Annotated in this window: 26 protein-coding genes; 5 read left to right on the top strand and 21 right to left on the bottom strand. The window is 65.5% G+C overall.

The window, feature by feature from the left end; all coding sequences use genetic code 11:
* Positions 1 to 120: 120 nt before the first annotated feature.
* From QU595_RS22730 to tesB, 8 genes are all read right to left on the bottom strand, one after another.
* Positions 121 to 804 carry an outer membrane lipoprotein carrier protein LolA gene (locus QU595_RS22730; protein ID WP_315926196.1) on the bottom strand — a complete coding sequence of 228 codons (684 nt, stop codon included), beginning with the start codon at positions 802 to 804 and terminating at the stop codon, positions 121 to 123.
* A 112-nt stretch (positions 805 to 916) separates the two neighbouring features.
* The gene (locus tag QU595_RS22735; protein ID WP_315926198.1) at positions 917 to 3,559 is read right to left on the bottom strand and encodes a DNA translocase FtsK; all 2,643 of its coding nucleotides are present in this window, start codon (positions 3,557 to 3,559) and stop codon (positions 917 to 919) included.
* 231 nt (positions 3,560 to 3,790) lie between these two features.
* Positions 3,791 to 4,531 (bottom strand): porin family protein, encoded by a 741-nt coding sequence (locus tag QU595_RS22740; RefSeq protein WP_315926200.1) that lies wholly within the window; start codon positions 4,529 to 4,531, stop codon positions 3,791 to 3,793.
* 258 nt (positions 4,532 to 4,789) lie between these two features.
* Positions 4,790 to 6,082 carry an NCS2 family permease gene (locus QU595_RS22745; protein ID WP_315926202.1) on the bottom strand — a complete coding sequence of 431 codons (1,293 nt, stop codon included), beginning with the start codon at positions 6,080 to 6,082 and terminating at the stop codon, positions 4,790 to 4,792.
* A gap of 342 nt (positions 6,083 to 6,424) precedes the next feature.
* A complete protein-coding gene (locus tag QU595_RS22750) occupies positions 6,425 to 6,793 on the bottom strand; it encodes a phospholipid-binding protein (RefSeq protein ID WP_315926204.1) in 369 nt (122 codons plus the stop codon).
* Between the two features lie 136 nt (positions 6,794 to 6,929).
* On the bottom strand, positions 6,930 to 8,195 hold the full coding sequence (locus QU595_RS22755) for an ammonium transporter (RefSeq protein WP_410000558.1): 1,266 nt from the start codon (positions 8,193 to 8,195) through the stop codon (positions 6,930 to 6,932).
* A gap of 95 nt (positions 8,196 to 8,290) precedes the next feature.
* Complete coding sequence (locus QU595_RS22760) at positions 8,291 to 8,629, bottom strand: P-II family nitrogen regulator (RefSeq protein ID WP_315926208.1); 339 nt, start codon at positions 8,627 to 8,629, stop codon at positions 8,291 to 8,293.
* Positions 8,630 to 8,843: 214 nt separating this feature from the next.
* On the bottom strand, positions 8,844 to 9,719 hold the full coding sequence (gene tesB, locus QU595_RS22765) for an acyl-CoA thioesterase II (protein WP_315926210.1): 876 nt from the start codon (positions 9,717 to 9,719) through the stop codon (positions 8,844 to 8,846).
* Between the two features lie 113 nt (positions 9,720 to 9,832).
* Here tesB and QU595_RS22770 point away from each other — a divergent pair, with 113 nt between their 5' ends.
* Together QU595_RS22770 and QU595_RS22775 are read left to right on the top strand one after the other, a co-directional pair.
* Complete coding sequence (locus QU595_RS22770) at positions 9,833 to 11,092, top strand: ubiquinone biosynthesis hydroxylase (RefSeq protein ID WP_315926212.1); 1,260 nt, start codon at positions 9,833 to 9,835, stop codon at positions 11,090 to 11,092.
* A gap of 47 nt (positions 11,093 to 11,139) precedes the next feature.
* Positions 11,140 to 12,366 (top strand): Xaa-Pro peptidase family protein, encoded by a 1,227-nt coding sequence (locus QU595_RS22775; RefSeq protein ID WP_315926214.1) that lies wholly within the window; start codon positions 11,140 to 11,142, stop codon positions 12,364 to 12,366.
* A gap of 6 nt (positions 12,367 to 12,372) precedes the next feature.
* Here QU595_RS22775 and QU595_RS22780 read toward each other — a convergent pair whose 3' ends face one another.
* The gene (locus tag QU595_RS22780; RefSeq protein WP_315926216.1) at positions 12,373 to 12,735 is read right to left on the bottom strand and encodes a YciI family protein; all 363 of its coding nucleotides are present in this window, start codon (positions 12,733 to 12,735) and stop codon (positions 12,373 to 12,375) included.
* Between the two features lie 195 nt (positions 12,736 to 12,930).
* On the opposite strand from QU595_RS22780, the gene QU595_RS22785 reads away from it, so the two are divergent.
* Positions 12,931 to 13,368 (top strand): OsmC family protein, encoded by a 438-nt coding sequence (locus QU595_RS22785; RefSeq protein ID WP_315926218.1) that lies wholly within the window; start codon positions 12,931 to 12,933, stop codon positions 13,366 to 13,368.
* An 81-nt stretch (positions 13,369 to 13,449) separates the two neighbouring features.
* On the opposite strand, the gene QU595_RS22790 is transcribed toward QU595_RS22785, so the two are convergent.
* From QU595_RS22790 to QU595_RS22815, 6 genes are all read right to left on the bottom strand, one after another.
* Positions 13,450 to 14,082 carry a YceH family protein gene (locus QU595_RS22790; protein ID WP_315926220.1) on the bottom strand — a complete coding sequence of 211 codons (633 nt, stop codon included), beginning with the start codon at positions 14,080 to 14,082 and terminating at the stop codon, positions 13,450 to 13,452.
* A gap of 99 nt (positions 14,083 to 14,181) precedes the next feature.
* Positions 14,182 to 14,961 carry a succinate dehydrogenase iron-sulfur subunit gene (locus QU595_RS22795; protein WP_315926222.1) on the bottom strand — a complete coding sequence of 260 codons (780 nt, stop codon included), beginning with the start codon at positions 14,959 to 14,961 and terminating at the stop codon, positions 14,182 to 14,184.
* Positions 14,962 to 14,974: 13 nt separating this feature from the next.
* Positions 14,975 to 16,810 carry a succinate dehydrogenase flavoprotein subunit gene (gene sdhA / locus QU595_RS22800; protein WP_315926224.1) on the bottom strand — a complete coding sequence of 612 codons (1,836 nt, stop codon included), beginning with the start codon at positions 16,808 to 16,810 and terminating at the stop codon, positions 14,975 to 14,977.
* 3 nt (positions 16,811 to 16,813) lie between these two features.
* Positions 16,814 to 17,197 carry a succinate dehydrogenase, hydrophobic membrane anchor protein gene (gene sdhD / locus QU595_RS22805; RefSeq protein ID WP_315926227.1) on the bottom strand — a complete coding sequence of 128 codons (384 nt, stop codon included), beginning with the start codon at positions 17,195 to 17,197 and terminating at the stop codon, positions 16,814 to 16,816.
* Positions 17,198 to 17,199: 2 nt separating this feature from the next.
* Positions 17,200 to 17,604, bottom strand: coding sequence for a succinate dehydrogenase, cytochrome b556 subunit (gene sdhC / locus QU595_RS22810; RefSeq protein ID WP_315926229.1), 405 nt, complete (start codon positions 17,602 to 17,604; stop codon positions 17,200 to 17,202).
* A gap of 232 nt (positions 17,605 to 17,836) precedes the next feature.
* Positions 17,837 to 18,226, bottom strand: coding sequence for a hypothetical protein (locus tag QU595_RS22815; RefSeq protein ID WP_315926231.1), 390 nt, complete (start codon positions 18,224 to 18,226; stop codon positions 17,837 to 17,839).
* A 270-nt stretch (positions 18,227 to 18,496) separates the two neighbouring features.
* Between QU595_RS22815 and QU595_RS22820 the strand changes: the two genes are divergently transcribed.
* Entirely contained in the window at positions 18,497 to 18,856 is a 360-nt protein-coding gene (locus QU595_RS22820) for a hypothetical protein (RefSeq protein ID WP_315926233.1), read from the top strand.
* Here the strand turns inward: QU595_RS22820 and QU595_RS22825 are convergent.
* On the bottom strand, positions 18,840 to 20,051 hold the full coding sequence (locus tag QU595_RS22825) for a GGDEF domain-containing protein (RefSeq protein WP_315926235.1): 1,212 nt from the start codon (positions 20,049 to 20,051) through the stop codon (positions 18,840 to 18,842). The two genes, QU595_RS22820 and QU595_RS22825, sit on opposite strands and share 17 nt — an antisense overlap.
* A 77-nt stretch (positions 20,052 to 20,128) precedes the next feature.
* Positions 20,129 to 21,319: a GGDEF domain-containing protein gene (locus tag QU595_RS22830; protein ID WP_315926237.1), complete on the bottom strand. Its 1,191-nt coding sequence runs from the start codon at positions 21,317 to 21,319 to the stop codon at positions 20,129 to 20,131.
* A 154-nt stretch (positions 21,320 to 21,473) separates the two neighbouring features.
* Between QU595_RS22830 and QU595_RS22835 the strand changes: the two genes are divergently transcribed.
* The gene (locus QU595_RS22835; RefSeq protein ID WP_315926239.1) at positions 21,474 to 21,767 is read left to right on the top strand and encodes a hypothetical protein; all 294 of its coding nucleotides are present in this window, start codon (positions 21,474 to 21,476) and stop codon (positions 21,765 to 21,767) included.
* Positions 21,768 to 21,852: 85 nt separating this feature from the next.
* Here the strand turns inward: QU595_RS22835 and leuC are convergent, their stop codons facing one another.
* The 4 genes from leuC to QU595_RS22855 all read right to left on the bottom strand — a co-directional run bounded on the left by leuC (position 21,853) and on the right by QU595_RS22855 (position 25,840).
* Positions 21,853 to 23,262, bottom strand: a complete 1,410-nt coding sequence (gene leuC / locus QU595_RS22840; RefSeq protein ID WP_315926241.1) for a 3-isopropylmalate dehydratase large subunit — start codon at positions 23,260 to 23,262, stop codon at positions 21,853 to 21,855.
* A gap of 263 nt (positions 23,263 to 23,525) precedes the next feature.
* Positions 23,526 to 24,341: an amino acid ABC transporter permease gene (locus QU595_RS22845; protein WP_315926489.1), complete on the bottom strand. Its 816-nt coding sequence runs from the start codon at positions 24,339 to 24,341 to the stop codon at positions 23,526 to 23,528.
* A gap of 102 nt (positions 24,342 to 24,443) precedes the next feature.
* Complete coding sequence (locus tag QU595_RS22850) at positions 24,444 to 25,238, bottom strand: transporter substrate-binding domain-containing protein (RefSeq protein ID WP_410000555.1); 795 nt, start codon at positions 25,236 to 25,238, stop codon at positions 24,444 to 24,446.
* 77 nt (positions 25,239 to 25,315) lie between these two features.
* Complete coding sequence (locus QU595_RS22855; RefSeq protein WP_315926493.1) at positions 25,316 to 25,840, bottom strand: GNAT family N-acetyltransferase; 525 nt, start codon at positions 25,838 to 25,840, stop codon at positions 25,316 to 25,318.
* Positions 25,841 to 25,907: the final 67 nt, after the last annotated feature.

Below are 25,907 nucleotides of genomic sequence, written 5' to 3' on the forward strand. Positions count from 1 at the left end.
AGGTCCGGCAGGGAAGTCGCCGGGACCCTGCCAGCCTGAACCGTCAATGACAAGCTCGATGCGGCGATCCCGGCCGGTCTGGCGTCCGGGAGGCGCCGCTTTCCACAGGCCGGATCGCCGTCAGCGCTGCTTGGTGTTCAGTTCGCGGTTCGCCGTATAGTCGATCTTGAACGTGTCGGCGGCGAAATTCACGCCTTCCTTGGTGTTGAAGATCATCACCGTGGTGTCCTTGCCCTGTGCGTCGGTGATCGTCCACTGGCGCAGTTCGTAGGACTTGGGGTCGAACATCATGGTGATCTTGGAATTGCCGAACACCGACTTGTCCGCAAGCTGGATCGTGGTCAGGTCCTCTTCCTGCTTCACGCTCTGCACCTTGTTGCCGGACAGGTCGATGCGCTCGTCCAGCAAAAGCTTCAGCGGCGTCTTGGACAAGGGGTAGAGGTCGGACGTGTTCATCTTCTTGTTCAGGATGACGACCGACTGACCGTCGGAGACGACCTGGAAGCGGGCGGCCCCGTCATAGTTGAAACGAATCTTGCCGGGGCGCTCCAGAAAGAACTTGCCGCCGGTCTGTTCGCCCTTGGGCCCGAACTGCACGAATTCGCCGGTCATGGTCTTCACCGACGAAAAATGATCGGCGATCTTCTGCGCCGCTTCGGGGATGGCCGCGTCGGCCTCGGCCAGCAGGTCGAAGCCCGGCAGCAGGTTCAGGGCAGCCGCGCCGACCAGCGAGAGGCCCAGTCCCAACGCCTGCCGGCGCGTGGGCGAAAAGCTGCGGGTCGTTGCGGTAAGATCGTCGTTCATGCCGGTCGCTTTCTTCTCGTTTCAGGCGCCTTGCGGTGCCCTGCTGCCTATGGTCCCCCAGTTGGGCCTAAGTTTGGCATCTATCTTAACATGCCAGGCGCCTTGCGGTTCCTCACATCTTGTCGTCTTCCGTCGGCACCAGGATTTCGCGCTTGCCGGCGTGGTTGGCCGCGCCGACGATGCCTTCCTGCTCCATGCGCTCGATGATCGAGGCGGCGCGGTTATAGCCGATGCCAAGGCGGCGCTGGATGTAGCTGGTGGACGCCTTGCCGTCGCGCAGCACCACGGCGACGGCCTGGTCGTACGGATCGTCGGAATCCTCGAAATTGCCGCCGCCGGCACCGCCCGAGCCGCCCTTGGCGGGGGCGTCGTCGTCCTCGTCGTCATCCTCGGTGATGGCGTCCAGATATTCGGGAACGCCCTGCAGTTTCAGGTGGGCCACCACCTTTTCGACCTCGTCGTCGGAAACGAAGGGGCCGTGCACGCGCTGGATGCGGCCGCCGCCGGCCATGTAGAGCATGTCGCCCATGCCCAATAGCTGCTCGGCGCCCTGCTCGCCCAGAATGGTGCGGCTGTCGATCTTCGACGTGACCTGGAAGGAGATGCGGGTCGGGAAGTTGGCCTTGATGGTGCCGGTGATGACATCCACCGACGGGCGCTGGGTGGCCATGATGACATGGATGCCGGCGGCACGCGCCATCTGCGCCAGGCGCTGCACGGCGCCCTCGATGTCCTTGCCGGCCACCATCATCAGATCGGCCATCTCGTCGATGATGACGACGATATAGGGCATCGGCTCGAGATCGAGTTCCTCGGTCTCGTAGATCGCTTCGCCGGTCTGGCGGTCGAAGCCGGTCTGCACGGTGCGCTGGATCTGTTCGCCCTTCTTCTGCGCCTCGCTGACGCGGGCATTGAAGCCGTCGATGTTGCGCACGCCCACCTTGGACATCTTGCGGTAGCGGTCCTCCATCTCCCGCACGGTCCATTTCAGCGCCACGACGGCCTTCTTGGGGTCGGTGACGACAGGCGTGAGCAGGTGCGGGATGCCGTCATAGACGGAGAGCTCCAGCATCTTCGGGTCGATCATGATGAGGCGGCACTCTTCCGGACGGAGCCGGTAGAGCAGCGACAGGATCATGGTGTTGATGGCGACCGACTTGCCGGAGCCGGTGGTGCCGGCCACCAGCACGTGCGGCATCTTGGCGATGTCGACGATGACGGGCTCGCCGTTGATGGTCTTGCCGAGCGCCAGCGCCAGCTTGGCCTTGGTCTGCTCGAAGTCGCGGCTGGCGAGGATTTCGCGCAGATAGACCATCTCGCGCTTGGCATTGGGCAGTTCGATGCCGATGGCATTGCGCCCCGGTACGACGGCGACGCGCGCGGCGATCGCGCTCATCGAGCGCGCGATGTCGTCGGCAAGGCCGATGACGCGGCTGGACTTGATGCCGGGCGCGGGCTCCAGCTCATAGAGCGTCACGACGGGCCCCGGCCGCACCTGGATGATCTCGCCCTTGACGCCGAAATCCTCCAGAACGCCCTCCAGCAGGCGCGCGTTCTGTTCCAGCGCGTCCTTCGACAGGGAAGGATCGCGCGCCACGTTCTTCGGTTCCGCGAGGAAATGCAGGTTGGGCATTTCGAAATGATGCGAGGCGATCAGAGATGTCTGCGCCTCGCGCTGCACCCGCGCACCCTGCGCGGGACGGGGGGCGGGCGCGGCGACGCGTGTCGCGTTGCCCGGCTGCCGCGTCGCCGGCTGGGAAAGCATGGGCTCCGGCGCGAAATCCACGCCGTCCTCGTCGTCGCCGTAGAAATCGGTGTCCTGCGGGTCGAGCGAGGGCGCACGCTCGTTGACCATCGAAGCGAAGAACTCGGGCTCCACGCGGGCGCGCCCGCCGGCGCTCATGCGCGCTTCCGCCAGTTCGGCCGATTCGACGCGCTCGGCGGCGCGGCGCCATGCGCTGGAGCGCGGCTCCATCGGCGGCTCGAAGCTGTCGCGATCGCGCTGCCGGGCAGCGGCGCGGCGATGCATCCAGGCGCGCAGCGAAAGCCACCAATGGGTCAGCGCGCCGAGCGCCAACATGCCTTCGTTGTCGTCATCCTCGTCATCGGCTTCGAACAGCACCGCATCGCGATCTTCGGCTTCGGGTGCCGGGGCCTGCGCCTCCTGAACCGCGAAGCCGTTGCGGCGCGAAATCAAGGCGGAGCCGTAGACGAAGAACCAGAGGCAGGGCGCGGCAAACAGGGCAGTGATCACTCCGGCAAGGATTCCCGTCGGATAGCCGCCAGTGAACAGGCCGGGCAGCTTCAGCATCATGTCGCCGAACACGCCCCCAAGCCCGGCCGGCAGCGGCCAGGTGGGGGGAGGCACTACGCAGCCCGCCATCGCCGCCGCGCACAGCGAAAAGCCGAACCAGGCAAGCCCGCGCCGGGGCAATTTGTCGACGCCGCGCGCCGTGAACAGGAAGAAGGACCAGACCACCGCCGGCACCAGCGCCGCGACGGCTGCCAGGCCGTAGAACTGCATGGCGAGGTCGGAGAAGACCGCGCCGGGGTAGCCCATGGCGTTGGTCACCGGGTTGGCGGTGGCATGCGAGAAGCTGGGATCCGCGACATTCCAGGTGGCGAGGCTCGCGACGGCGAAAACGGTGCCGGCAAAGAGCGCCGCACCCGTCATGCGCCCCACCTGCCGGCGTGCGAAAACCTGGATGCCCTGCCCGATGCCCAGCACGGGCGGTGCCGATGCCCCTGAACGCATTCCTCTTACCCCGTCCGTCATTGCGGCGCCGACGCAGAACGCGTCCGGCGGATCGGGCCCAGACTATTGCGGGGAAGGTTAAGGGCGCATTAACCATGCCGGAGAAGCCGTGGAGGAAGGGCGGCCGCCGGCAATCCTGAATGGCATTTCGGCAAAAGGGCCTAGCAGGCTCAGCAAGAAAAAAACCCCGGCGCAGGGCCGGGGTTTCGATGCTGTCTTCGCAGTTGCGAATTAGAACTTGTAGTTGATCCCGACGCGCACCGTGTGGAACGCGACGTCGTTCTTGAGCGTGACGTGATTGGCGCCGAAGTCGTCGTCGATCAGCGTGGTCTTGCCCAGGTCGGTGTAGAGGTATTCCGACTTCAGCGTCCAGTTGTTGGTGAACGCATATTCGGCGCCGGCGCCGACCGTCCAGCCGGCCTTGGTCTTGGAGGTGCTTTCATCAATGCCGAAGCCGTTGATGTAGCTCTTGACGTGGCCATAGGCGAGACCGCCGGTGCCATAGACCATGAAGCGTTCAACCGGGGTGTAGCCGATGCGAGCGCGGACGGTCCCGAACCAGTCAACCTTGGTGCCGCCGTCGAGCGAACCGATGCCGGTGACGTCGATGGTGTCCTCGGCCTTCACCGCGGAGCCCTGGAAATCAGCCTCGACGCCGTACACGAAGTTTTCCTGCTGCCAGTTGTAGCCGGCCTGCACGCCGCCCAGGAAACCGCCGGCGGTGATGTCGAGCGAGCCCGAGCCGAGCACGGTCGGCGGCGTCGTGGTCGGATCGGTAACCTCGAGCGGATGCTTGAACTTGCCGAAGCCGCCGCCGAGATTCACACCGACATAGCCGCCGGTCCAGGTGAAGATCGGCGCGACCGCTTCCGGTGCGGGCGGCTCGTTCATCACAACATCGGCCGCATAGGCGTTGGTGCCGAAGGAAACGAGAGCCGCGAAAGAGGCGCCAGCGAGGAATTTGAACTTCATAATGTTGCCCTTACCCAAATGATGGCCGCAACCTATCCGTGAGTCGTCACAAAGTCTGTAACAAAAATATCACAATGAAACGTGGCGTGATGTTGCGGTGCGGCGGAAGTTCGACAGGGCTTTTTCCGGCGGGACGCAGATCATCCTGCGCACCGTAAAATTCGGGCAAACGCCACTAGGCAGTCCCGGTCCCGCAAACGAAAACCGTCCGGTCGGTGCCGGGCGGTTGGGTAGGTTTCAACTATGGTGTGGAGAACGTCAGGATCCCACCATCGCGAAACGGATCACGAACAGTATCGCCACCAGCCAGGTCGCCAGATGCACCTCGCGGATGCGGCCGGTGAGCGTCTTCAGCACTGCGTAGCTGATGAAGCCGAAGGCCAGACCATTGGCGATCGAATAGGTGAAGGGCATCATCAGCGCCGTCAGCGCGGCGGGAGCCGCCTCGGTGATGTCGGCCCATTCGACATCAACCAGTTCGCGCATCATCAGGCAGGCGACGTAGAGCAGCGCCGGCGCCGTCGCATAGACCGGAACCGCGCCCGCCAGCGGCGAGAAGAACAGCGCGGCCAGGAACAGCACGCCGACCACCAGCGCGGTCAGGCCGGTGCGGCCGCCGGCCTGTACGCCGGAAGCGCTTTCCACATAGGCGGTCGTGCTCGAGGTGCCGAGCAGCGAACCGGCGAGGATGGCGGTGCTGTCGGCCAGAAGGGCGCGGCCGAGGCGGTTCGGCTTGCCTTCCGGCATCAACCCGGCGCGCTTAGCCACGCCGATCAGCGTGCCGGTCGCGTCGAAGATTTCCACCAGCACGAAGACGAGGATGACATGGGCGAGGCCGCTGTGCAGCGCGCCCATGATGTCGAGCTGCAGGAAGGTCGGCGCGATGGAGGGCGGCATCGATACGATGCCTCCGAACTGGCTGACGCCCAGGGCCATCGATAGCACCGTGATGACCAGAATGCCGATCAGGATCGCACCGCGCACCTTCAGCGCGTCGAGTGCGGCGATGATGAAGAAGCCCAGGATGGCGAGCAGCGGACCGGTCTTGGTCACGTCGCCCATGCCGACCAGCGTCGCCTCATTGGCGACCACGATGCCGGAACTCTTCAGCGCGATGATGCCGAGGAAGAGACCGACGCCGGCGGCAACCGCGCTGCGCATGGAATGCGGTATGCCTTCCACCAGCCATCTGCGGACGCCGGTGACCGTCAGGATCATGAAGATCACGCCCGAGATGAAGACCGCCCCCAGCGCCTGCTGCCAGGTGAAGCCCATGGCGCCGACGACGGTGAAGGCGAAGAAGGCGTTGAGGCCCATGCCGGGCGCCATGCCGATCGGCCAGCGCGCCACCAGGGCCATGATCAGCGAGCCGAGCGCCGCGGCAAGGCAGGTGGCCACGAACACGGCGTTGCGGTCCATGCCCGTCGAGGACAGGATCTCGGGGTTGACGAAGATGATGTAGGACATCGTCAGGAACGTCGTGACGCCCGCGATGATTTCCGTGCGAATGGACGAGCCTTCCTTCGCCGGATTGAAAAATGATTCGAGCACCTGTGGCTCCTCCGTTCTCGCTTCCTCCAACGGGTGGCTGGCCAGGTGCGGCGCCGGCACGGCCGGACGGTTCGCGAATGGCGAGCCGCCGCTTGACCTTGACTGGGACTGATCCTCACCTTCGTCAGGGCGGGACGCTGCTCGCATCCGCGCCAACAGTGCCGGCGATTGCCGCGAGACACTGGTCCACCCGATACCGGTGCAACTTCTTCCGGTTGCTTGGTCGGCGCAAGGGGTTACTGCCCCCCTTCTATTCGAAGCTGTTTCTTATTTTTATTGAATGTGGCGCCGGATTTTCTATGGGCCGGAGGGTAATGGGATTTGCTTCCGGCATGCGGCGATTCAAGGGAATCGCTTCTCCGCGCTGGCGGTCGCCAGCACCTTCCCCGCAACATCCAGCGCCTTCACGGTGAAACGGTAACGGTGCGGGGCGGGAGGGCAGGGTCCCTTGTACCGGAAAGCACCATAGGGCAGCAAGCTCTGTCCTTGGTAGGCCACCTTTCCGCCGCCGTGGTGGAAGTCGGGTGCATCGCGATCGACCATGACGACATCGAGCATCTTCGTGCCTGCCGGAACGCCGGTGATCTTCATCGGCGGCGATTTGTCGTCGAAGCATTTCTTGGTGGGGCCCCAGTCGAAGCTGACGTTCATCGCAGCATGAGCCGTTCCCGTCATGGCCAGGAAAGCGAAGATGGCAAACATCGCGCGCATTGCAGCCACTCCTTCATCAGCCATGTCCCGGTTCGGAAGATAGGGCGGCGGCAGGAAAAAAGGAGGCCCGGACGGACCGGGCCTCAAGGCGTGAGCGCTTGCCATCCTGTCTTTCGGCAAAGACGGCCGGAGGGCCTTACGGCACCACCTCGCCGTGCTGGGTGATGTCGAGCCCTTCGATCTCTTCCTGCTTGCTGGGGCGCAGGCCGACCACAGCCTTGACCACGAACAGGATCACCAGGGTCGCGAGCGCCGTCCAGACGATGGTGAAGACGATGCCGTAGGCCTGGGTGACGATCGAGGCGTCCTTGCCGAGGGGATTGATGGCCGTGTCGGCCAGCACGCCGGTCAGCAGCGCGCCCACGATGCCGCCCACGCCATGCACGCCGAAGGCATCCAGGGAATCGTCATAGCCGAGCGCATGCTTGATCTTGACGGCGGCGACATAGCAGACGACGCCGGCCACGATGCCCACGACGAGTGCGCCGCCCGGATTGACGAAGCCGGCGGCGGGCGTCACCGCCACCAGACCCGCCACCGCGCCGGAAATGATGCCAAGCACGCTGGGCTTCTTGGCGACGACCCATTCGGCGAACATCCAGGCCAGCGCGGCACCCGCCGTGGCTACCTGCGTGTTAAGCATGGCGGCGCCCGCGAGACCGTCGGCGGCAAGCTCGGAGCCGGCATTGAAGCCGAACCAGCCGACCCACAGCAGGGCCGCGCCGATGACGGAATAGACGAGGTTGTGCGGCGCCATGTTGACGGTGCCGTAGCCGGCGCGCTTGCCGAGCACCAGCGCCGTGACCAGGCCGGCCACGCCGGCATTGATATGCACCACCGTTCCGCCGGCGAAATCGAGCACGCCGGCGGTACCGAGGAAGCCGCCGCCCCATACCCAATGCGCGACCGGCGCATAGACGACGAGCAGCCACAGCGCGGTGAACAGCAGGAGCGCCGAAAACTTCATGCGTTCGGCGAACGCGCCGGCGATCAGCGCCGGCGTGATGATGGCGAAGGTCATCTGGAAGGTCGAGAAGACGAATTCAGGGATATTGCCGGTCGTCCACAGCGTGGAGACGGTGATGCCCCTGTGCAGCACCTTCGACAGGCCGCCGATATAGGCGTTGAACGCGCCGCCGTCGGTGAAGGCCAGCGAATAGCCGACGACGAACCACAGCACCGTGACCAGGCAGCAGACGGCGAAGCTCTGCATGACAGTGGCCAGCACGTTCTTCTTGCGCACCATGCCGCCGTAGAACAACGCAAGGCCCGGGATGGTCATCATCAGCACCAGCGCCGTCGATGTCAGCATCCAGGCGGTGTTGCCGGAATCGAGCTTGGGTCCTGGTGCGGCGGCGGGGGCGGCCTCCTGGGCAAGGGCGGCGGCCGCCCCCAGCGCCATATATGCCAGGGCGCCGAGCGAAACGCGCTGCAGCGGCGACTTCAGTCTGGGATGGATCTGCATATGTCTCTCCGTTGAGAATTGCATCGGCGCGCTCACAGCGCGTCCGTGTCCGTTTCGCCGGTGCGGATGCGCACCGCCTGGTCGATGCCGTAGACAAAGATCTTGCCGTCGCCGATCTGGCCGGTCCGCGCCGACGCGGCGATGGCTTCCACGGTCCTGTCGGCCATGTCCGACGCCACCGCGACCTCGATCTTGATCTTGGGCAGGAAGCTGACAGCGTATTCGGCGCCGCGATAGATTTCGGTGTGCCCCTTCTGCCGCCCGTAGCCCTTGACTTCGGTGACGGTCAGCCCCTCGACGCCGACCATGGTGAGCGCCTGCCGCACCTCGTCCAGCTTGAACGGCTTGATGATTGCCATCACTATCTTCATGAGGTTTTCGCCCTTTGCTGTTGCGGAGTTCCACGAGCGCAGGCGTCGCCTGTTCCCGAGGGAATCCTTCCAGCGGGGATTCAAGCTCCGTGCCAATTGCCGGAGATGCGGATCAGATAATTGAAAACAAAGGATATTTCGCGCTCACCACCGATCGGCGAAAGTCGCGAAGCCGGAAGTTAGGCTTAAAAAATATGCAGGTTTGCGCGCGTGCCTATTTTTCGGCCTGACGGCGCAGCCTGATCAGGCCTTCCTGCGCCACGGAGGCGATCAACGTGCCGTCACGGGCGTAGATCAAGCCGCGGTTGAAGCCGCGCGAGCCGGAGGCGGAGGGGCTGTCCTGGGTGTAGAGCAGCCAGTCGTCCAGCGGGTGCTCGCGATGGAACCACATGGCATGGTCGAGGCTGGCGGCCTGGATGTCGGGATCGAACAGGCCGCGTCCGTGGGCGAAGGTGGAGGTGTCGAGCAGCGTCATGTCGGACAGATAGGCCAGCAGCACCGAGCGTAGCCGCTTGTCGCCGTCCGGTATGGGGCCGGTCAGACGCATCCACACGTTCTGGCGGGGAGGCAGCTTGTCGCGGCTCGAATAGTGCTCGAGATTGACCGGGCGGATATCCAAGGGGCGTTCGCGCGCCCAGAACTTGCGCACGGCCGCCGGTATATGCTCGATCTTCTGGAGAAGCTGCCGCTGCGACAGCAGCGTTTCCGGTGGCGGAACGTCGATAGGCATCGGTAGCTGATGGTCCAGCCCCTGCTCGGGCACCTGGAAGGAAGCCTCCAGCGAGAAGATGGCCTGGCCGTGCTGCACGGCCGTGACGCGCCGGGTCGTGAAGGAATGACCGTCGCGGATGCGATCGACCTGATAGATGATCGGCACCTTGATGTCGCCCGGGAGCATGAAATAGGCGTGCAGCGAGTGCACGCCGCGGTCGGCATCGACGGTCCGTTGCGCCGCGACCAGTGCCTGCGCGATGGTCTGTCCGCCGAAGACCCGCTGCCACTCCACCTGGGGGCTGCGACCACGATACAGGTTGTGTTCCAGTTCCTCGAGGTCGAGAATGCCGAGAAGCTGCTCCATGGGTGTCGTCATGCCGGCGCCTCGTCAGGAAATCCGTGCGGGGTTTCCGACAGGAGCGGCGGCCAGTCAAGTGTCAGCCGGCCCCAAGCGTGGATCGGCCGGCATGCAGGAAAGGAACAGAGGCGATGGAACGCAACAGACAGGCCGACGACCGGGCTCGGCTCGACGTTCTGATCGCCGGGGCCGGCTATGTGGGGCTGGCGGCCGCCGTGTCGCTCAAACAGGCGCGGCCGAGCCTCGCCGTGGCCGTGGTGGATGCCGCGCCCGCCGAGGCGTGGCGCAGGGACAGCCGGGCTTCGGCCATCGCGGCGGCGGCCTGCCGGATGCTGGAATGCCTGGGCGTCTGGGACGAGATCGCCCCGCAAGCGCAGGCGATCACCGACATGGTCATCACCGATTCGCGCACGTCCGATCCGGTTCGGCCGGTGTTCCTGACCTTCGGCGGCGAGGTCGCGCCGGGCGAGCCCTTCGCACACATGGTGTTCAACCGCGACCTGAACGGCGCGTTGCGGCGCCGCGCCGCTGAGCTTGGCATCGACATCATGGAGGGCATAGCCGTCCAGGGCTTCGACGCGGATGGCGGCGCCGTCACGGTGCATCTCGGCGACGGCGCGACGCTCAATGCGCGCCTGCTGGTTGCGGCGGACGGGGTCAATTCCAGGCTGCGCGACATGGCCGGCATCAAGACGGTACGCTGGGCCTATGGCCAATCCGGCATCGTCTGCACGGTGGCGCATGAACGCCCGCACAACGGCCGCGCCGAAGAGCATTTCCTGCCCGCGGGGCCCTTCGCCACCCTGCCGCTGAAGCCGGACGAGGACGGCACCAACCGCTCTTCCATCGTCTGGTCCGAACGCAGCGAGGACGCCGACAAGCTGGTCAACGGCGACGAACTCGTCTTCGAAAGCGAGTTGGAGCAGCGTTTCGGCCTGAAGCTCGGCGAGATCCGGGTGATGGACAAGCCGCGCGCCTGGCCGCTGGGCCTGACGCTGGCGCGCGCCTTCGTGGCGCCGCGTTTCGCGCTTGCAGGAGACGCGGCGCACGGCATCCACCCGATCGCCGGGCAGGGGCTCAATCTCGGCTTCCGCGACGTGGCGGCGCTGGCCGAGGTGCTGGTCGAGGCCGACCGGCTGGGCCAGGATATCGGCGCGCTCGACGTGCTGGAGCGCTATCAGCAATGGCGCCGCTTCGACACGGTCCAGATGGGCGTCACCACCGACGTGCTCAACCGCCTGTTCTCAAACGATATCGGGCCGGTGCGCACCGTGCGCGACATCGGGCTCGGCCTGGTCGAGCGCATGCCGCGGCTGAAGGAGTTTTTCATCCGCCAGGCTTCGGGCCTTTCGCCGGGAACGCCCCGCCTGTTGCGCGGCGAAGCGATCTGAAGCCCGGCCGGCCATCGTTGAAACTGTCGAGACAGGATAGGTGCCGCATGACGATCGGCGTTGGTGGTTCGAACCCCGAGCAGGAGCTGCGCAAGCTCGTTTCGAAGCGCGACAGCGTCGCGCCCATCGGAGAGGCCGAATTGCGGGAGCGCGTCGCGAGGGCGCAATCGCTGATGCGTTCGCAAGGCATCGCCGCGCTTTACCTCGACGCTTCCACCAGCACCTTCTACTTCACCGGCCTGCGCTTCCATGGCAGCGAGCGCATGCACGCCGTTATCATTCCCGCCGAAGGCGAACTCGTCCACATCAGCCCCACTTTCGAGGAAGCCAAGCTCCGCTCGATGATGACGGGTCCGGCCACGGTGCGCTGCTGGCAGGAAAACGAAGACCCGGCCGTGCTGGTCACCGACGTGCTTCGCGGCATGGGCCATTCCGGCGGCCGGGTGGCCGTGGACCCGATGACGCCCCTTTTCCGGTTCGACGCGATGCGCCGGGCAGGCGGCGCCTATGATTTCGTCAATGGCGGGGTGGTGACCGATGCCTGTCGCCGCATCAAGTCGGCAAACGAGATCGCGCTGATCAGGACTGCGATGAACCTGACGCTCGAGGCGCAGCGGGCCACCGCCCGCATATTGCGCGAAGGGATCACGACCACCGAAGTGGCGGATTTCATATCGGAGGCGCATCTACGGCTGGGCTTCGACGGCGCGCCGGATTTCAGCATCGTGCTGTTCGGCGAACCGACGGCCTATCCGCACGGCGTTCCCTATCCGCAGACGCTCAAGAGCGGCGACATGGTGCTGGTCGATGTCGGCGCCAAGCTGCACGGCTATTATTCCGACCTCACGCGCAGCTATGTCTTCGGCGAGCCCTCCGCGCGTCAACGACAGATATGGAACATCGCCAAGCGGGCGACGCAGGCGGCCTTCGACGCGGCGCAGCCCGGCGCGCCCTGCGAGGCGGTCGACCGCGCGGCGCGTGGCGAGATCGAGGCGGCCGGCCTTGGCCCCGGCTATGAAACGCCCGGCCTGCCGCACCGCACCGGCCACGGCCTGGGCCTCGACGTGCATGAGGAGCCTTATATCGTCGAAGGCAACAAAACCCCGCTCGCCGCCGGCATGTGCTTCTCCAACGAGCCGATGATCTGCGTCTATGGCGAGTTCGGCGTCCGTCTCGAGGACCACATCTACATGGCCGGGGACGGCCCGCACTGGTTCACCGAGCCGTCTGCCTCGATAGACGATCCGTTCGGCTACGAAACGGCGCGAGGATAGGTCCTTCTACCTACCGGGTTCCGGTATGTCATGGATCGCGCGAACCTCGACCATGCCCATCAAGGCGAGCGGAATGTCTGCGGCGATGGCGACAGCTTCGTCGAGATCGCTTGCCTCGATCATGACGAAACCCAGCAGTTGCTCCTTCGTCTCGGCGAAGGGGCCATCGGTCACCAGAGCCCTGCCGCCGCGCTTGCGCACCGTCTTGGCCGTCCGGACCGATTGCAGCGCTTCCGCCGCGACCAGATGCCCTGCCTTGTCGAGCTGCCTGTCATAGGCGAGCGAATCCGCGTCCAGCTTGGCGGAATCCGCCTTCGACAAGGCCCGGAGAGCCTCCTCCTCGTGATATACCAGACAGATATATTTCATTTGCCATTCCTCCATCTGACGCTCGGTAGCGGAATTGTCCAAGGACGGCGACGGCCAAGGCGGACCGACATTTTTGCACGCCGATTTTTCGAAGTGTTGCCGCGGTCGCTTCCCAGTGGTCATCGGGCCGGTGCGCGCTATAGTTCTGGCGGCACTGGCTTGGGACCGGCTTTGTCACAGCGAAGGGAGATCGTCATGAACCGACACGCTAACGCCATCTGGAAAGGCACGCTGACGGAGGGAAGCGGCACGCTCGATACGCAGAGCGGTGCCTTCAACAAGCAGCCCTATTCCTTCAAGGGCCGGTTCCAGGACGAGAGCGGCAAGTCGGGCACCAATCCCGAGGAACTGATCGCGGCGGCGCATGCCGGCTGCTTCGCCATGCAGCTTTCGCATTTCCTGGCCGAGAACGGCACGCCGGCCTCCGAGCTCGACGCCGAGGCGGTCGTCACCTACGGCCCGGCGGCGCAGGGTGGGTTCGAGATCACCGAGAGCGCGCTGAAACTGACCGGCAAGGTGCCCGGCATCGACGCCGCCAAGTTCAAGGAACTGGCCGAGAAGGCCAAGGCAGGCTGCCCTGTGTCGAAGGCGCTGGGTGCGATCAAGGTCACTCTGGACGCCAAGCTGGCTTGAATACCACGCGAAGGGGATCGCAGGGCGGCGGTTTTCGCCGCCTTCGGTCTTTCAGGTTGCGTTCGGCAGGGCGCTTGCCGGTCAGGCGCCGAGCGCGTCGAGGCGCGCGCGAAGGGCCGCGACTTCCTGTTCCAGCGCCTCGATGCGCGCCTCCAGGTCCGACGCGGGCACGGCTGCCGCCGGCCGCTGCGGCGCGAGTGCGGAAACATCCACCGGGCCGGACAGGAGATGCGCGAAACGATCCTCCCGCTGGCCGGGACCTCGGCCGATTTCCACCACCAGCGGCGGGCGCTTGCCGATCAGCATGTCCAGCTCGCCGCGCAGGTCCTCGACCGAGGAAAAGCGCGCCATGCGTTCGCCGCGCGCCAGCAATTCGTGCGCCGTCTGCGGCCCGCGCAGCAGCAACAGGCCGAGGATCGCCGTCTGCGGCGTGGTGAGGGCGAAATGCTGGCTGGCCAGGTGTTCGTAGCGCTCGACGCGGGAAGCGAAGATCTGCCGCACGAGGCCCTTCTGTTCGAGCAGCTTCAGCGCGCGATGCACCTCGACCTGTTCCAACGCCATCACCGGGTCGCGCGCCGTCTTCTGGTTGGCCGCGGCCTGCGCGGCATTGAGCGTGAGCGGATAGACGTCCGGCGTCAGTTCCTTCTTCTCGATCAGACAGCCGAGCACGCGGGCTTCGGCAGGCGTGAGAATGGGAAGGTCTTCGCTCGTCATGGCAATCCGGACCGTATCAGGCTGGCCGCTCCACCACCATCTTCCTGACTGCGGCACCAGCGCTGCCGCAGGCACGCAAAGTCAAGGTGGCGATTGCGGTCATACCCGCCGCTCCACCATCATCTTCTTGATTTCCGCGATCGCTTTGGCCGGGTTGAGGCCCTTCGGGCAGGTCTGCGCGCAGTTCATGATGGTATGGCAGCGATAGAGCCGGAACGGATCTTCCAGATTGTCGAGCCGCTCGCCTGTCGCCTCGTCGCGGGAATCGATCAGCCAGCGATAGGCCTGCAGCAGCGTCGCGGGGCCGAGATAGCGGTCGCCGTTCCACCAGTAGCTCGGGCAGGAGGTGGAGCAGCAGGCGCACAGGATGCATTCATAGAGCCCGTCGAGCTTCTGCCGGTCCTCATGGCTCTGCAGCCACTCCTTCGCCGGCTCGGGCGAAACGGTCTGCAGCCAGGGCTGGATCGAGGCGTGCTGGGCGTAGAAATTGGTGAGGTCGGGCACCAGGTCCTTGATGACCTGCATATGGGGCAGCGGATAGACCTTCACCGGGCCGGAGATGTCGTCCATGCCCTTGGTGCAGGCCAGGGTGTTGGAGCCGTCGATGTTCATGGCGCAGGAGCCGCAGATGCCCTCGCGGCAGGAGCGGCGCAGCGTCAGCGTCGGGTCGATCTTGTTCTTGATCCACAGCAGCGCATCCAGAACCATCGGCCCGCAATCGTCCATATCGACGAAATAGGTGTCGATGCGCGGGTTTTCGCCGTCGTCCGGCGACCAGCGGTAGATGCGGTATTCGCGCAGATTGGTCGCGCCTTCCGGCTTCGGCCAGGTCTTGCCCTGCCGGATCTGCGAGTTCTTGGGGAGTGCGAGTTCGACCATTGCCGTGCGATCCTCAGTACACCCGCGCCTTGGGCGCGATCTTGGCCGGATCGATGCCGCCTTCGGAGGCCGGCAGCATCGTTTCGGTGTGGACGGGCCGGTAGGACAGCGCCACCTTGCCGTCCGGCGCCACCTGGGCCAGCGTGTGCTTGCGCCAGTTCGTGTCGTCGCGCTCGGCGAAGTCCTCGCGGGCATGAGCGCCGCGGCTTTCCTTGCGGGCCTCCGCGCCGTAGACGGTGGCGATGGCGTTGGCCATCAGGTTCTCCAGCTCCAGCGTCTCGACCAGGTCGGAGTTCCAGATCATCGAGCGGTCGGTGACCTTCAGGTCCTTCAGCTCGCCCCAGATTTCGGAGACGCGGCGACAGCCGGCCTCCAGCGATTCCTGGGTGCGGAAGACGGCGGCGTCTTCCTGCATGGCCTTCTGCATCTTCTCGCGCAGCACGGCGGTCGGCGTCGAACCGTTGGCATGGCGCAGATGGTCGAAGCGCGCCATGATGCGCTCGACGCAGGCCTTGTCGGGCGAGGGGACCGCGGCGTCGCGGTCGATGACCTGGGCGGCGCGGATGGCGGCGGCACGGCCGAACACGACCAGATCGATCAGCGAGTTGGAACCGAGCCGATTGGCGCCGTGGACGGAGGCGCAGCCGGACTCGCCCACCGCCATCAGGCCGGGCGTGACGCGATCGGGGTTCTCCGGCGTCGGGTTCAGCGCCTCGCCCCAATAATTAGTCGGGATGCCGCCCATATTGTAGTGGACGGTCGGCAGCACCGGGATCGGCTCGCGGGTCACATCGACGCCGGCGAAGATCTTCGCCGATTCCGAGATGCCCGGCAGCCGCTCGGCGAGCACCGCGGGGTCGAGATGGTCGAGGTGCAGGAAGATGTGGTCCTTGTTCTTGCCGACGCCGCGGCCTTCGCGGATTTCCAGCGTCATGCAGCGCGAGACGACGTCGCGCGAGGCAAGGTCCTTGGCCGAGGGGGCGTAGCGCTCCATGAAGCGCTCGCCTTCCGAATTGACCAGATATCCGCCTTCGCCGCGGGCACCCTCGGTGATGAGGCAGCCGGCGCCGTAGATGCCGGTCGGGTGGAACTGCACGAACTCCATGTCCTGCAAGGGCAGCCCGGCGCGCACAGCCATGCCGCCGCCGTCGCCGGTGCAGGTGTGGGCGCTGGTGGCGGAGAAATAGGCGCGGCCATAGCCGCCCGTCGCCAGCACCACCATCTTGGCCGAGAAGCGGTGGATGGTGCCGTCGTCGAGGTTCCAGGCGACGACGCCGGTGCAGGTGCCGTCCGGATCCATGATCAGGTCGAGCGCGAAATATTCGATGAAGAACTGCGCATGGTGCTTCAGCGACTGGCCGTAAAGCGTGTGCAGGATCGCGTGGCCGGTGCGGTCGGCGGCCGCGCAGGTGCGCTGCACGGGCGGGCCGTCGCCGAAATTCATCATGTGGCCGCCGAAGGGGCGCTGGTAGATCCGGCCTTCCTCGGTGCGCGAGAAGGGTACGCCATAGTGCTCCAGCTCGTAGACGGCAGCCGGAGCCTGCCGCACCATGTACTCCATGGCGTCGACGTCGCCCAGCCAGTCGGAACCCTTGACCGTGTCGTAGAGGTGCCACTGCCAGCTGTCCGGCCCCATGTTCTGGAGCGAGGCGGCGATGCCGCCCTGCGCTGCAACCGTGTGGGAGCGGGTGGGGAAGACCTTGGTGATGCAGGCCGTGCGCAGGCCCTGCTCGGCCATGCCCAGCGTGGCGCGCAGCCCGGCGCCGCCGGCGCCGACGACGACCACGTCGAACTGGTGGTCCACGAAAGTGTAGGCGGAGCCCGCCTGGTTCCTGGTTTCGCTGGCCACGGCTCAGCCTCCGAACGACAGCTTGAGCAGGGCGAAGAGAGAGGCGACGCCGACCGCTATGGTGAAGAACGTGTTGAGGGTGAGAAGAGCCAGCTTGCCGCCCTCCCCATGGACATAGTCCTCGATGATGACCTGCATGCCGAGGCGCATGTGGTAGAGCGCGGAGACCAGCATCAGGATCATGAGAAGCGCGACGAGCGGATGGGCGAGCGCTGCGCGAACCTCGGCATAGCCGGCACCGTTCATCGAGATCAGGAAGATGACGAAGAACAGCGTCAGCGGGATGTTGGCGACCGCCGTCAGCCGCTGGCGCCAGAAATGGCCGGTGCCTTCATGGGCCGAGCCAAGGCCTTCGACCTTCTTCAGGGGCGTGCGCATGTCCGCCATGATCAGCCTCCCCGAACCATGTAGCCGACGATCCAGATCGCCAGCGTCAGCACCACCGAACCGACGACGGTGGCCCAGCCGATCTTCGAGGCGGTGTGCTTTTCCAGCCCCGCCCCGGTGTCCCACACCAGATGGCGAACGCCGCCGAGCATGTGGTGCATCAGCGCCCAGGTGTAGCCGAACAGGACGAGCCGTCCGAACCAGGAGCCGAAAATGCCGTTGACGAAGTCGAAATAGCCCTGCGGGCCGGCGGCGGCCGTCAGCCACCATGCGACCAGGAGCGTGCCGAAATAGAGAGCGCCGCCGGTGATGCGATGCATGATCGACATCGTCATGGTGATCGGCGGCCGGTAGACCGTCAAATGCGGCGACAACGGCCTGTTTCGGGTGGCTGGAGATGACATCATGGCTCCCCCGGCTTCGGCCCCTGAAAACGATGCGAAATGCGACATCGCCAAGTGCCGGTGCGACTTCGAACAGCGGCGTTCTAAAACGCTTTTTGCATTGCGTCAAAGCCGGAAAATCGTTTCGGAAACGTCATTTAGTCTGATTTATGAGCGGGTTGGGCAGGTCGGGCGGCTTCAATCGGTTTGAAGGCCGGATATCGGCAGCAGTTCAGGGAGCGGCCGGCGAAAAGAATCATCGCGTGCAGGTGATCGGCGTCGCCCCGGCTTTCATCACCAGCGCCTCGCGCCCGTCGATCACGATGGCGTCGTGATTGGCGCCGAATCGGCTGTTCTGGTTGGCGGGAGAGGCCGGAAGCTCCTCGTCGACGCCGTCGGGGCCGAGCACGCGCACCGAACTGCCGAGATTCTCGATCGTCATCATGCCGCCATCGGCGCAATTGTAGGTGGCTCTGCCCGGCTGCGGCTTGTCGGGAGCGATTGCGATAGCCGGGGCGCCCGCCGTGAGCGATGCCGACGCCGGCTTGTCGTTGAAGGCGGAGGGGCCTGGGTCCGACACGCAGGCGGCTATGAGGATGGGCGACAGGAGGGCGAGTGTCGCCCGGGCTGTGCGGCATAGAGCCATGAAGGCCTCCAGATGTCGAAACTAGCCGCCGGTGCGGCGAGGAATCAAGAGGCGGCGCCGCATTGTCCACGGCGGTTAACCATGTTGCGCGAACGCTGCCCTGCTGGCGGCCAAACCACTTAACAATGGTTAATAAAAGGTTAATTTACTCGAATCGAAGACAGCGGCCTCTGGCACCGGAACGGTTTGCCGGCGGTTCTGTTCTCCGGGCAAGAAAGAACGGGCAGCGGCTCTGGCCGGAGTGCTGTTCCGGGGCGAGGAGGAAACGCCATGCGTGCGGTTGCAAGAAGCGCCTGTCTCGGAGCATTGATGGTGGCCGGCGGGGTTGCGCTGGATGCGCAGCCAGCCTCGGCCTGGTCGCGCCAGCACGACCATGTCTATGCCGACTCGTTCGGAAACCTGGTGGTCGAAAGCGCGGCGGGCTACAAGCGCATCATCGTGGGCGAGGGCGCGCAGGCCAGAAAAATGGCCGGCTACATCGCTGCGGAAAGCGCCCCGCGCGTGGAATATCTCTATCCAGAGGGCGGACTGGTCGCCGACTGCTACCGGCCGCCGGTCTTTGTGAAGGGCCGCAGCTACATGTACGGCCTTTCCGACGGCGAGATGCCGGAACTCAGCCCCTGCCGTTGAAACGTGTCACGCCGGTGCCGGAAATGGCCAGCCCGTAGGGTCCGGCGGCCCTGACCTGATCGCGGCCGCCTTTCTTGGCGCTGTAGAGCGCTTCGTCGGCGCGCCGCATCAGTTCTGCGAAACCTTCCTGCAATTGCAGCTCGGCGACGCCGAAACTCGCCGTGCAGCGGTGGTCCGACGGCAAGCCGCGGATCGACATCGCGCCGAAAGCGCTGCGGGCGCCCTCGGCGAACAGCCTGGCGGCGGCCAGGTTGGCGCCGGGCAGCAATATGGCGAATTCCTCGCCGCCGATGCGCCCGGCGACGTGGCTGCGGGCGGCTGCATCCCGGAGGAAGCCGGCAAAGGTCTCGATGACGTGGTCGCCTGCGGCATGGCCGAAATTGTCGTTGATCAGCTTGAAATGGTCGAGGTCCGCCAGCACCAGCGAGACCGGAATGCGGAGGCGCGTCGCATCGTGCAGCGTCGCCTCGCCGCGGCGCTGGAAGCCGCCCCGGTTGAGCAGCCCCGACAGCGCGTCGATCTCCGAGCGCGACGTGGCGTCCGACATCACGTCGCGCACCAGTATCACGAGCGTGAGCAGGGCGACGGTCATACCGAAGACGGTCCCCAAGGACTGCGACGCCATCGCATAGACGGTCTGGACATAGGCTTGCGGCTCGGCACCCCAGCCGCCCAGCATGTGGGCCAGGAACGGCTTGCTGGCGAACTGCGCCGCGCTTGCCACCAGAACGCCCATCAGCATCCGGTCCAGCCGATCGAGGCGCTGCCTCGTGGACCAGATGATGCCGGCGCCGACAAGCTGCATGGCGGCGTAGGGAAGCTGATAGGCCATCATGCGCGCCAGCGATTGACGCGGCAGGTCCTGCGCGAAAAAGACGACGACACTGGCGGCGAGCAGGAGGAGCAGCATCGGCCACCAGGGTCGTGCGACATCGTATTTGTGCGCCAGGCCGGCGTTGTAGACGAGGGTGGCGGCAAGGAAAGAGGCGAAGGCCGCCACGACCGGCAGGCGGGCGTCGTCGAACGCAGGAATGCTGAACTCGATGACGAAATAGACCATGCCGAGCAGGTAGGCGAAGCCGAGCCAGCGGGCCGAGATGCGCCGCACGTCATGGGCGGCGATGATCATGAAGGCGGACGCCAGCAATCCCGCCATGAAAAGATTGATTGCCAGTATGAAACTTGCGCCGCTCATGAGGCCCCGCCCTTGCGGGAACAGTTAAACCGGCGACCGCCAAGAACAGGTTAACGGGCGCTTCGGCGAAGCGGACGTCATGCCGGGCGGGCGGCGTTGACGAAGACGGTCTGCGGGCGCTGGTAGGACAGGCGCACGCTGTCACGGCCGTTCTGCTTGGCGCGGTAGAGGGCCTCGTCGGCGCGCCGCATCAGTCCGGCAAGGTCTTCCGAACCGGAGCGCGCGGCCACGCCGAAGGTGGCGGTTGCGCGCGCGTGCGCCGGCAGCCCGTCGACGGCGCCGGACGAAAACGCGGTGCGCACCGCTTCTGCGAACAGCCGCGCTGCGGCCAGATCGGCGAGCGGCAGCAGCACGGCGAATTCCTCGCCGCCGATGCGGCCGGCAATGCCGTTGTCGCCTGCCGCGGTCCGCAGGCGCGCGGCGAAATCGGCAATGACGCGATCGCCTGCGGCGTGCCCATAGAGGTCATTGATGGTCTTGAAATGATCGAGATCGGCGAGGACCAGCGCGACGGGCATGTCCGACCTGGCGGCCCGCGCCAAGGCTTTGGCCGCCTGCTCCTCGAATCCCCGCCGGTTGAGGATGCGCGAAAGCGGATCGGTGAGCGCATCGGTCCTGAGACCGGTCAGCATTTCAAGCGCCACCGCCGCCATCAGCGCGAGGGCCAGCAGCAGGCCCAGCAGGGCGTGGGTGAGCAGCGCCGTCATCCAGTAGGTGGAATGACCGAAGGCGGTTTCTCCGGTCGGCGGGCCGCCCAGTCTGATGGACACGATGGTGCGGACGATGAAGTTCATGCCCTCGACGAGCGTCAGCGCAAGCAGGATGCGAGCCGTCGGCGTCTTGTGGCGTATCGCGCGCAGTTCACCGGCCACCAGCAGGCAGATGCCGCCGAAGGCGAAGTTCAGCGAATAGATGCGCCACACCAGATCGGGCCTGACGAGAAAGAACCAGCAGAATGCGGCCATGCCGGCGAGACTGAACAGGAGCAGCCCCCTCAAGGGCGGGCGGCGGCCATGCAGGCTCACCACCGCCCCGGCGATCACCGCGACGCCGAGCGTGAAGCTTGCGGCCGAGACCAGCCTGCCGGCCAGGAAGCTCGACTGCGGGGTGAAATATTGGAGCAGGAAGCCCGCCGCGGTGCAGGCATAGCCGCCGGAAAAGGCCAGCAGCAGATTGCGGGGGCGGTAGAACCACAGCGCCAGGAACGTCGAAGCGAGGACGAGCGCGATCGACGGGTTGAGCAAAGCCATGAACAGATCGATGTCCAAGCAAGCGCCTTCCGCCGGAGTGCCGTTGCGGAAGGGACGCTAGCGTCCAAGCGCAAACAACGCGTTAAGGGATGGACAGCAATGCGTGACGGGCGGATGCTCCAGGAACAAGGCGTCCGCAACGACGTTACCGCGAACCGGAAGGAGAGGACAAATGGCCGAATCGATCACCCTGACGGACCACGACGCCATACGCGACTGGGCGGCGGCGCGTGGCGGTGCGCCTGCCGTCGTGGACACCTCGCTCGAAGCCGGCACGCCCATGCTGCGCATCGTTTTCGGCGAGCAGGCCTATCAGGACGTCGACCAGCCGTTGGACGCGGGCGGCCTCCAAGTGGTCGAGTGGGACGAATGGTTCCGCCTGTTCGACGCACAGAAGCTGGTCATGGTGGTCGAGAAGGACCAGCCCGGGCGGCTCAACGGCTATCACCAGCTCGTGAAAGCATGAAGACATAGAGCCGTCGGCCCGGAACGGAAAAGGCCCGGCACGAAGGCCGGGCCTGCTTTCCTGTGATCGTTCTGCGGCGCCGCGCCTATTCCCAGTCGCGGATATCGACGAAATGGCCGGCTATGGCCGCAGCCGCCGCCATGGCCGGCGACACCAGATGGGTGCGGCCCTTGAAGCCCTGGCGGCCCTCGAAATTGCGATTCGAGGTCGAGGCGCAGCGCTCGTGCGGGGCGAGCCGGTCGTCGTTCATGGCCAGGCACATGGAGCAGCCCGGCTCGCGCCAGTCGAAGCCGGCCTCGATGAAGATCTTGTCGAGGCCTTCGGCCTCGGCCTGCGCCTTCACCAAGCCGGATCCCGGAACGATCATGGCGTTGACGCGCGGGTTGACCTTCTTGCCCTTGGCAATGACGGCCACCGCCCGCAAGTCCTCGATGCGGCCGTTGGTGCAGGAGCCGATGAAGACGCGATCGAGTTCGATGTCGGTGATCTTCGTGCCGGCGGTGAGGCCCATATAATCCAGCGCGCGCTTCTTGGAGTTGCGCTTGTTCTCGTCCTCGATCTCGTCGGGGTTCGGCACCACGCCGGTCACGGCCACCACGTCCTCGGGCGAGGAGCCCCAGGTGACGATGGGCGGCAGCTTGGCGGCATCCAGCACCACCACCTTGTCGAAATGCGCGTCCTCGTCCGTCTTCAGCGTCTTCCAGTAGTCCAGCGCCATGTCCCACGCCTTGCCCTGCGGCGCGCGCGGCTTGTCCTTGACATAGGCGAAGGTGGTCTCGTCGGGCGCGATCAGGCCGGCGCGGGCTCCGCCTTCGATCGACATGTTGCAGACCGTCATGCGGCCTTCCATCGACAGCGACCGGATCGCCTCGCCGGCATATTCGATGACGTAGCCGGTGCCGCCGGCGGTGCCGATCTCGCCGATGATGGCCAGGATGATGTCCTTGGCCGTCACGCCGGCGGGAAGCTGGCCGTCGACACGCACAAGCATGTTCTTGGCCTTCTTCTGGATCAGCGTCTGCGTGGCCAGCACATGCTCGACCTCGGACGTGCCGATGCCGTGCGCCAGCGCGCCGAAAGCGCCGTGGGTGGAGGTATGGCTGTCGCCGCATACGATGGTCATGCCGGGCAGGGTGAAGCCCTGTTCGGGGCCGATGATGTGGACGATGCCCTGCCGGCGGTCCTTCTCCGAGTAATATTCCACGCCGAAATCCGCGGCGTTCTTTGCCAGCGCCTCGACCTGGATGCGGCTTTCCTCGTTCTTGATGCCGTTGACGCGGTCCGGCGAGGTCGGCACGTTGTGGTCGACCACGGCCAGCGTCTTTTCCGGATGCCGCACCTTGCGGCCTGCCATGCGCAGGCCCTCGAAGGCCTGGGGGCTGGTCACTTCATGCACGAGGTGGCGGTCGATCCACAGCAGGCAGGTGCCGTCGGCCTGGCGGTCGACAACGTGATCGTCGAAAATCTTGTCGTAGAGGGTGCGCGGTGCGCTCATTTGCGTAAATCCGTCGATGAGAAAACTGGAAACCTCCGGCTTCGGCCGGAAACGGGCGGCGCCAGGCGGGCTTCAACCGAGCAGGCTGGTCAGCGCGCCGCAGACCCGCGCAAAGAACCGTGCCGGCAGGCGCTTCTTGTCCTGCAACACGAACCCCTTGTAGGACGGATCTCCGAAAAGCTCTTCCATGCCCGCTCAATACCAATCTTTTGCCGGAACGGCAATTGCGGCGAAAGCCTCGCCGAAAGGCGTTCGTCTGTCCGTCAGGCCTGCATGTTCTGGCGGCGCAGGCGTTTTTCCAGTGCACGCAGGGCAAGCGACAGGCCGACGGTCAGGATCAGATAGATATAGGCGACGACGGAATAGGTTTCGAAGAAACGGAACGAGCCCGAGGCGTAAACCTTGCCCATCTGGGTGATGTCGGCGACGCCGAGCACGGAAACCAGCGAAGAATCCTTGACCATGGCGACGAAGTCGTTGCCGAGCGGCGGCAGGATGGTGCGGATCGCCTGCGGGAAGACGACCAGCCTGAAGCGCTGCACGCGCGAAAGGCCGAGCGCCTTGGCGGCCTCGATCTGGCCAACCTCGACCGATTGGATGCCGGCGCGAAAGACTTCGGCGATGAAGGCCGAATAGCCGATGGTCAGCGCCATGATCGCGCGCCACAGCAGCGACACGTCGCGCACCACGAGTTCGCCCAGCCAGCCGGCCTGCTGCAGCGGCGCGGTGAGGAAGTTCCATGCGCTCACGAATGCCGGGGCGCCGACGAAGGCGATCCAGAACAGCAGCACCAGGATCGGCACGCCGCGCACGATCTCGACATAGAAGCGTGCGATCTGGCGCAGCCAGGCCGAGCCTGACAGCGCCATCAGGGCGATGCCGAGCCCGAGCGCCGATGCCAACGCGAAGCCGACCACGGTGACGAAGACGGTGATGCCGATGCCCTTGGCGACGGTCGAAAAGACCTGGCGATAGAGGTCGCTGGCGGCGATCGCCATGGCTGCGGCGAGGGCTATCGCCACGGCGGCTGCCAGCCACCACGGAAAGTCGCGCTTACGTGTGCGTGCCGCCCCCTGCATATCGAAGCTCAACGTCCCAGACGCCGGAGATCGCTCCGGCGTTCCTCCGGCCTGCCGGGAAAGGGATTCAATGCGTGCTTCCGGCCGCGCCTGCCGCGCGGCTCACTCGCCCACCTTGTAGTCGAGGAACCATTTCTTGTTCAGCGCTTCCATGGTGCCGTCTGCCTTCATCGCGGCGATGGCGGCATCGACCGGCTTCGCCAGGTCGGATCCTTTCGGGAAGATGAAGCCGAAATCCTCGGCGCCGAGCGGGCCGCCGACGAGCTTCAGCTTGCCGTCGGACGCATCGACATAGCCCTTGCCGGCGGTCGAGTCGGTCAGCACCACGTCCACGTCGCCGGCCTTCAGGGCCTGCACGCTGGCGCCGAAGGTCTCGAACAGCTTGATGCGCGGGTTCTGCTCATTGCCGTCCAGCACGCTGTAGACGGCCGTGTAGAAGGGCGAAGTGCCGGCCTGCGCGCCGATCAGTCCTTCCTTGAGCGCGGCGAAGCTCTTGGCATCGGAAAAGCGGCCTTCGTCGCCGCGCACCAGCATGAACTGCTCGTTGCGCATGTAGGGATCGGAGAAATCGACCTTCTGCTTGCGCTCGTCGTTGATGGTTATGCCGGTCATGCCGATATTGTACTGGTTGTCGGCGACGGCCTGGATCATCGCATCCCAGGACGTATTCTGGTACTCGACGTTGAAGTTCAGCCGCTTGGCGATCTCGTTCATCGCGTCATATTCCCAGCCGATCTGCTTGCCGGTCTTGGGGTCGATGAATTGCAGCGGCGGATAGGCGTTCTCCGTCACCACCACGACCTTGCGACCGCCGAGATCGGGAAGGTCGCCCGCCAGCGCCATCGCCGGCAGGAGGAAGGCGGCGAACAGGCCGAGAAAGAAAGATTTGCACGTCATCAAAATGCTCCGCGTTCGGAAAAGCCGTTTCCCTGCATATCGCCGCGCCGGCGGGACCCCCCGCGGCGCAAGCCTTGTCAGCTTTGCCCGTGGCGCAGATCAAGCGCAAGCAACTCGTCGTCGAAATAGCGGCCGTTCACGAAAACCGCATCCCGCTCGAGGCCGTAGGGCTGGAAGCCCAGGCTGCGGTAGAGCCGGCGCGCGGCTTCGTTCCCGACCGCCACGACGCACTGCAGGATGACGCCCTGCGTCGCGGCGTGGCGGACGACATGCTCGACCAACCGGCGCCCGGTCCCGGTGCCTCTCAGGGCGGGCGCGACGTAGACCCCGACCATCGTGCCCTTGTGCCGCGTCTTGAGGCGGGTATCGGGCAGATAGACCGCCATGCCGCTCAACTCGCCGCCCATGAACGCCCCGAAGACGATGCCTGGAGGGGCAGGCGCGGCCCTTGCGGCAATCTCTGCGTCGGAAAGATGCTCTTCGTCCTGAGGGCTTGAGCTGAACGCCTCCGGGCTGTCGATGAGCGCGGCAAGACGCAGGCGCCTGTAGGCAACCGCATCCGCGATGGTAAGCGGGCGTATTGGGATGGAATCCGCGGCCATGATTTCCAAGCCTTGTTCCAAAGGAAAAATGGGCGGCCAAACAGAAAAAGGCGGCCGAAGCCGCCTT

Source organism: Mesorhizobium sp. SP-1A, assembly GCF_032460275.1.
GTDB lineage: Bacteria > Pseudomonadota > Alphaproteobacteria > Rhizobiales > Rhizobiaceae > Mesorhizobium.

Coding starts and splice junctions, on each gene's coding strand:
- QU595_RS22815 (WP_315926231.1), bottom strand. CDS start 18,226: ATGGCTCTATGCCGCACAGCCCGGGCGACACTCGCCCTCCTGTCGCCC.
- QU595_RS22750 (WP_315926204.1), bottom strand. CDS start 6,793: ATGCGCGCGATGTTTGCCATCTTCGCTTTCCTGGCCATGACGGGAACG.
- leuC (WP_315926241.1), bottom strand. CDS start 23,262: ATGAGCGCACCGCGCACCCTCTACGACAAGATTTTCGACGATCACGTT.
- QU595_RS22790 (WP_315926220.1), bottom strand. CDS start 14,082: ATGACGAGCGAAGACCTTCCCATTCTCACGCCTGCCGAAGCCCGCGTG.
- sdhD (WP_315926227.1), bottom strand. CDS start 17,197: ATGGCGGACATGCGCACGCCCCTGAAGAAGGTCGAAGGCCTTGGCTCG.
- QU595_RS22825 (WP_315926235.1), bottom strand. CDS start 20,051: ATGAGCGGCGCAAGTTTCATACTGGCAATCAATCTTTTCATGGCGGGA.
- QU595_RS22740 (WP_315926200.1), bottom strand. CDS start 4,531: ATGAAGTTCAAATTCCTCGCTGGCGCCTCTTTCGCGGCTCTCGTTTCC.
- QU595_RS22770 (WP_315926212.1), top strand. CDS start 9,833: ATGGAACGCAACAGACAGGCCGACGACCGGGCTCGGCTCGACGTTCTG.
- QU595_RS22730 (WP_315926196.1), bottom strand. CDS start 804: ATGAACGACGATCTTACCGCAACGACCCGCAGCTTTTCGCCCACGCGC.
- QU595_RS22735 (WP_315926198.1), bottom strand. CDS start 3,559: ATGCGTTCAGGGGCATCGGCACCGCCCGTGCTGGGCATCGGGCAGGGC.
- QU595_RS22775 (WP_315926214.1), top strand. CDS start 11,140: ATGACGATCGGCGTTGGTGGTTCGAACCCCGAGCAGGAGCTGCGCAAG.
- QU595_RS22785 (WP_315926218.1), top strand. CDS start 12,931: ATGAACCGACACGCTAACGCCATCTGGAAAGGCACGCTGACGGAGGGA.
- QU595_RS22760 (WP_315926208.1), bottom strand. CDS start 8,629: ATGAAGATAGTGATGGCAATCATCAAGCCGTTCAAGCTGGACGAGGTG.
- QU595_RS22755 (WP_410000558.1), bottom strand. CDS start 8,195: ATGGCGCTGGGGGCGGCCGCCGCCCTTGCCCAGGAGGCCGCCCCCGCC.
- QU595_RS22820 (WP_315926233.1), top strand. CDS start 18,497: ATGCGTGCGGTTGCAAGAAGCGCCTGTCTCGGAGCATTGATGGTGGCC.
- QU595_RS22795 (WP_315926222.1), bottom strand. CDS start 14,961: ATGGTCGAACTCGCACTCCCCAAGAACTCGCAGATCCGGCAGGGCAAG.
- QU595_RS22855 (WP_315926493.1), bottom strand. CDS start 25,840: ATGGCCGCGGATTCCATCCCAATACGCCCGCTTACCATCGCGGATGCG.
- sdhC (WP_315926229.1), bottom strand. CDS start 17,604: ATGATGTCATCTCCAGCCACCCGAAACAGGCCGTTGTCGCCGCATTTG.
- tesB (WP_315926210.1), bottom strand. CDS start 9,719: ATGACGACACCCATGGAGCAGCTTCTCGGCATTCTCGACCTCGAGGAA.
- QU595_RS22845 (WP_315926489.1), bottom strand. CDS start 24,341: ATGCAGGGGGCGGCACGCACACGTAAGCGCGACTTTCCGTGGTGGCTG.
- QU595_RS22780 (WP_315926216.1), bottom strand. CDS start 12,735: ATGAAATATATCTGTCTGGTATATCACGAGGAGGAGGCTCTCCGGGCC.
- QU595_RS22850 (WP_410000555.1), bottom strand. CDS start 25,238: ATGACGTGCAAATCTTTCTTTCTCGGCCTGTTCGCCGCCTTCCTCCTG.
- QU595_RS22835 (WP_315926239.1), top strand. CDS start 21,474: ATGGCCGAATCGATCACCCTGACGGACCACGACGCCATACGCGACTGG.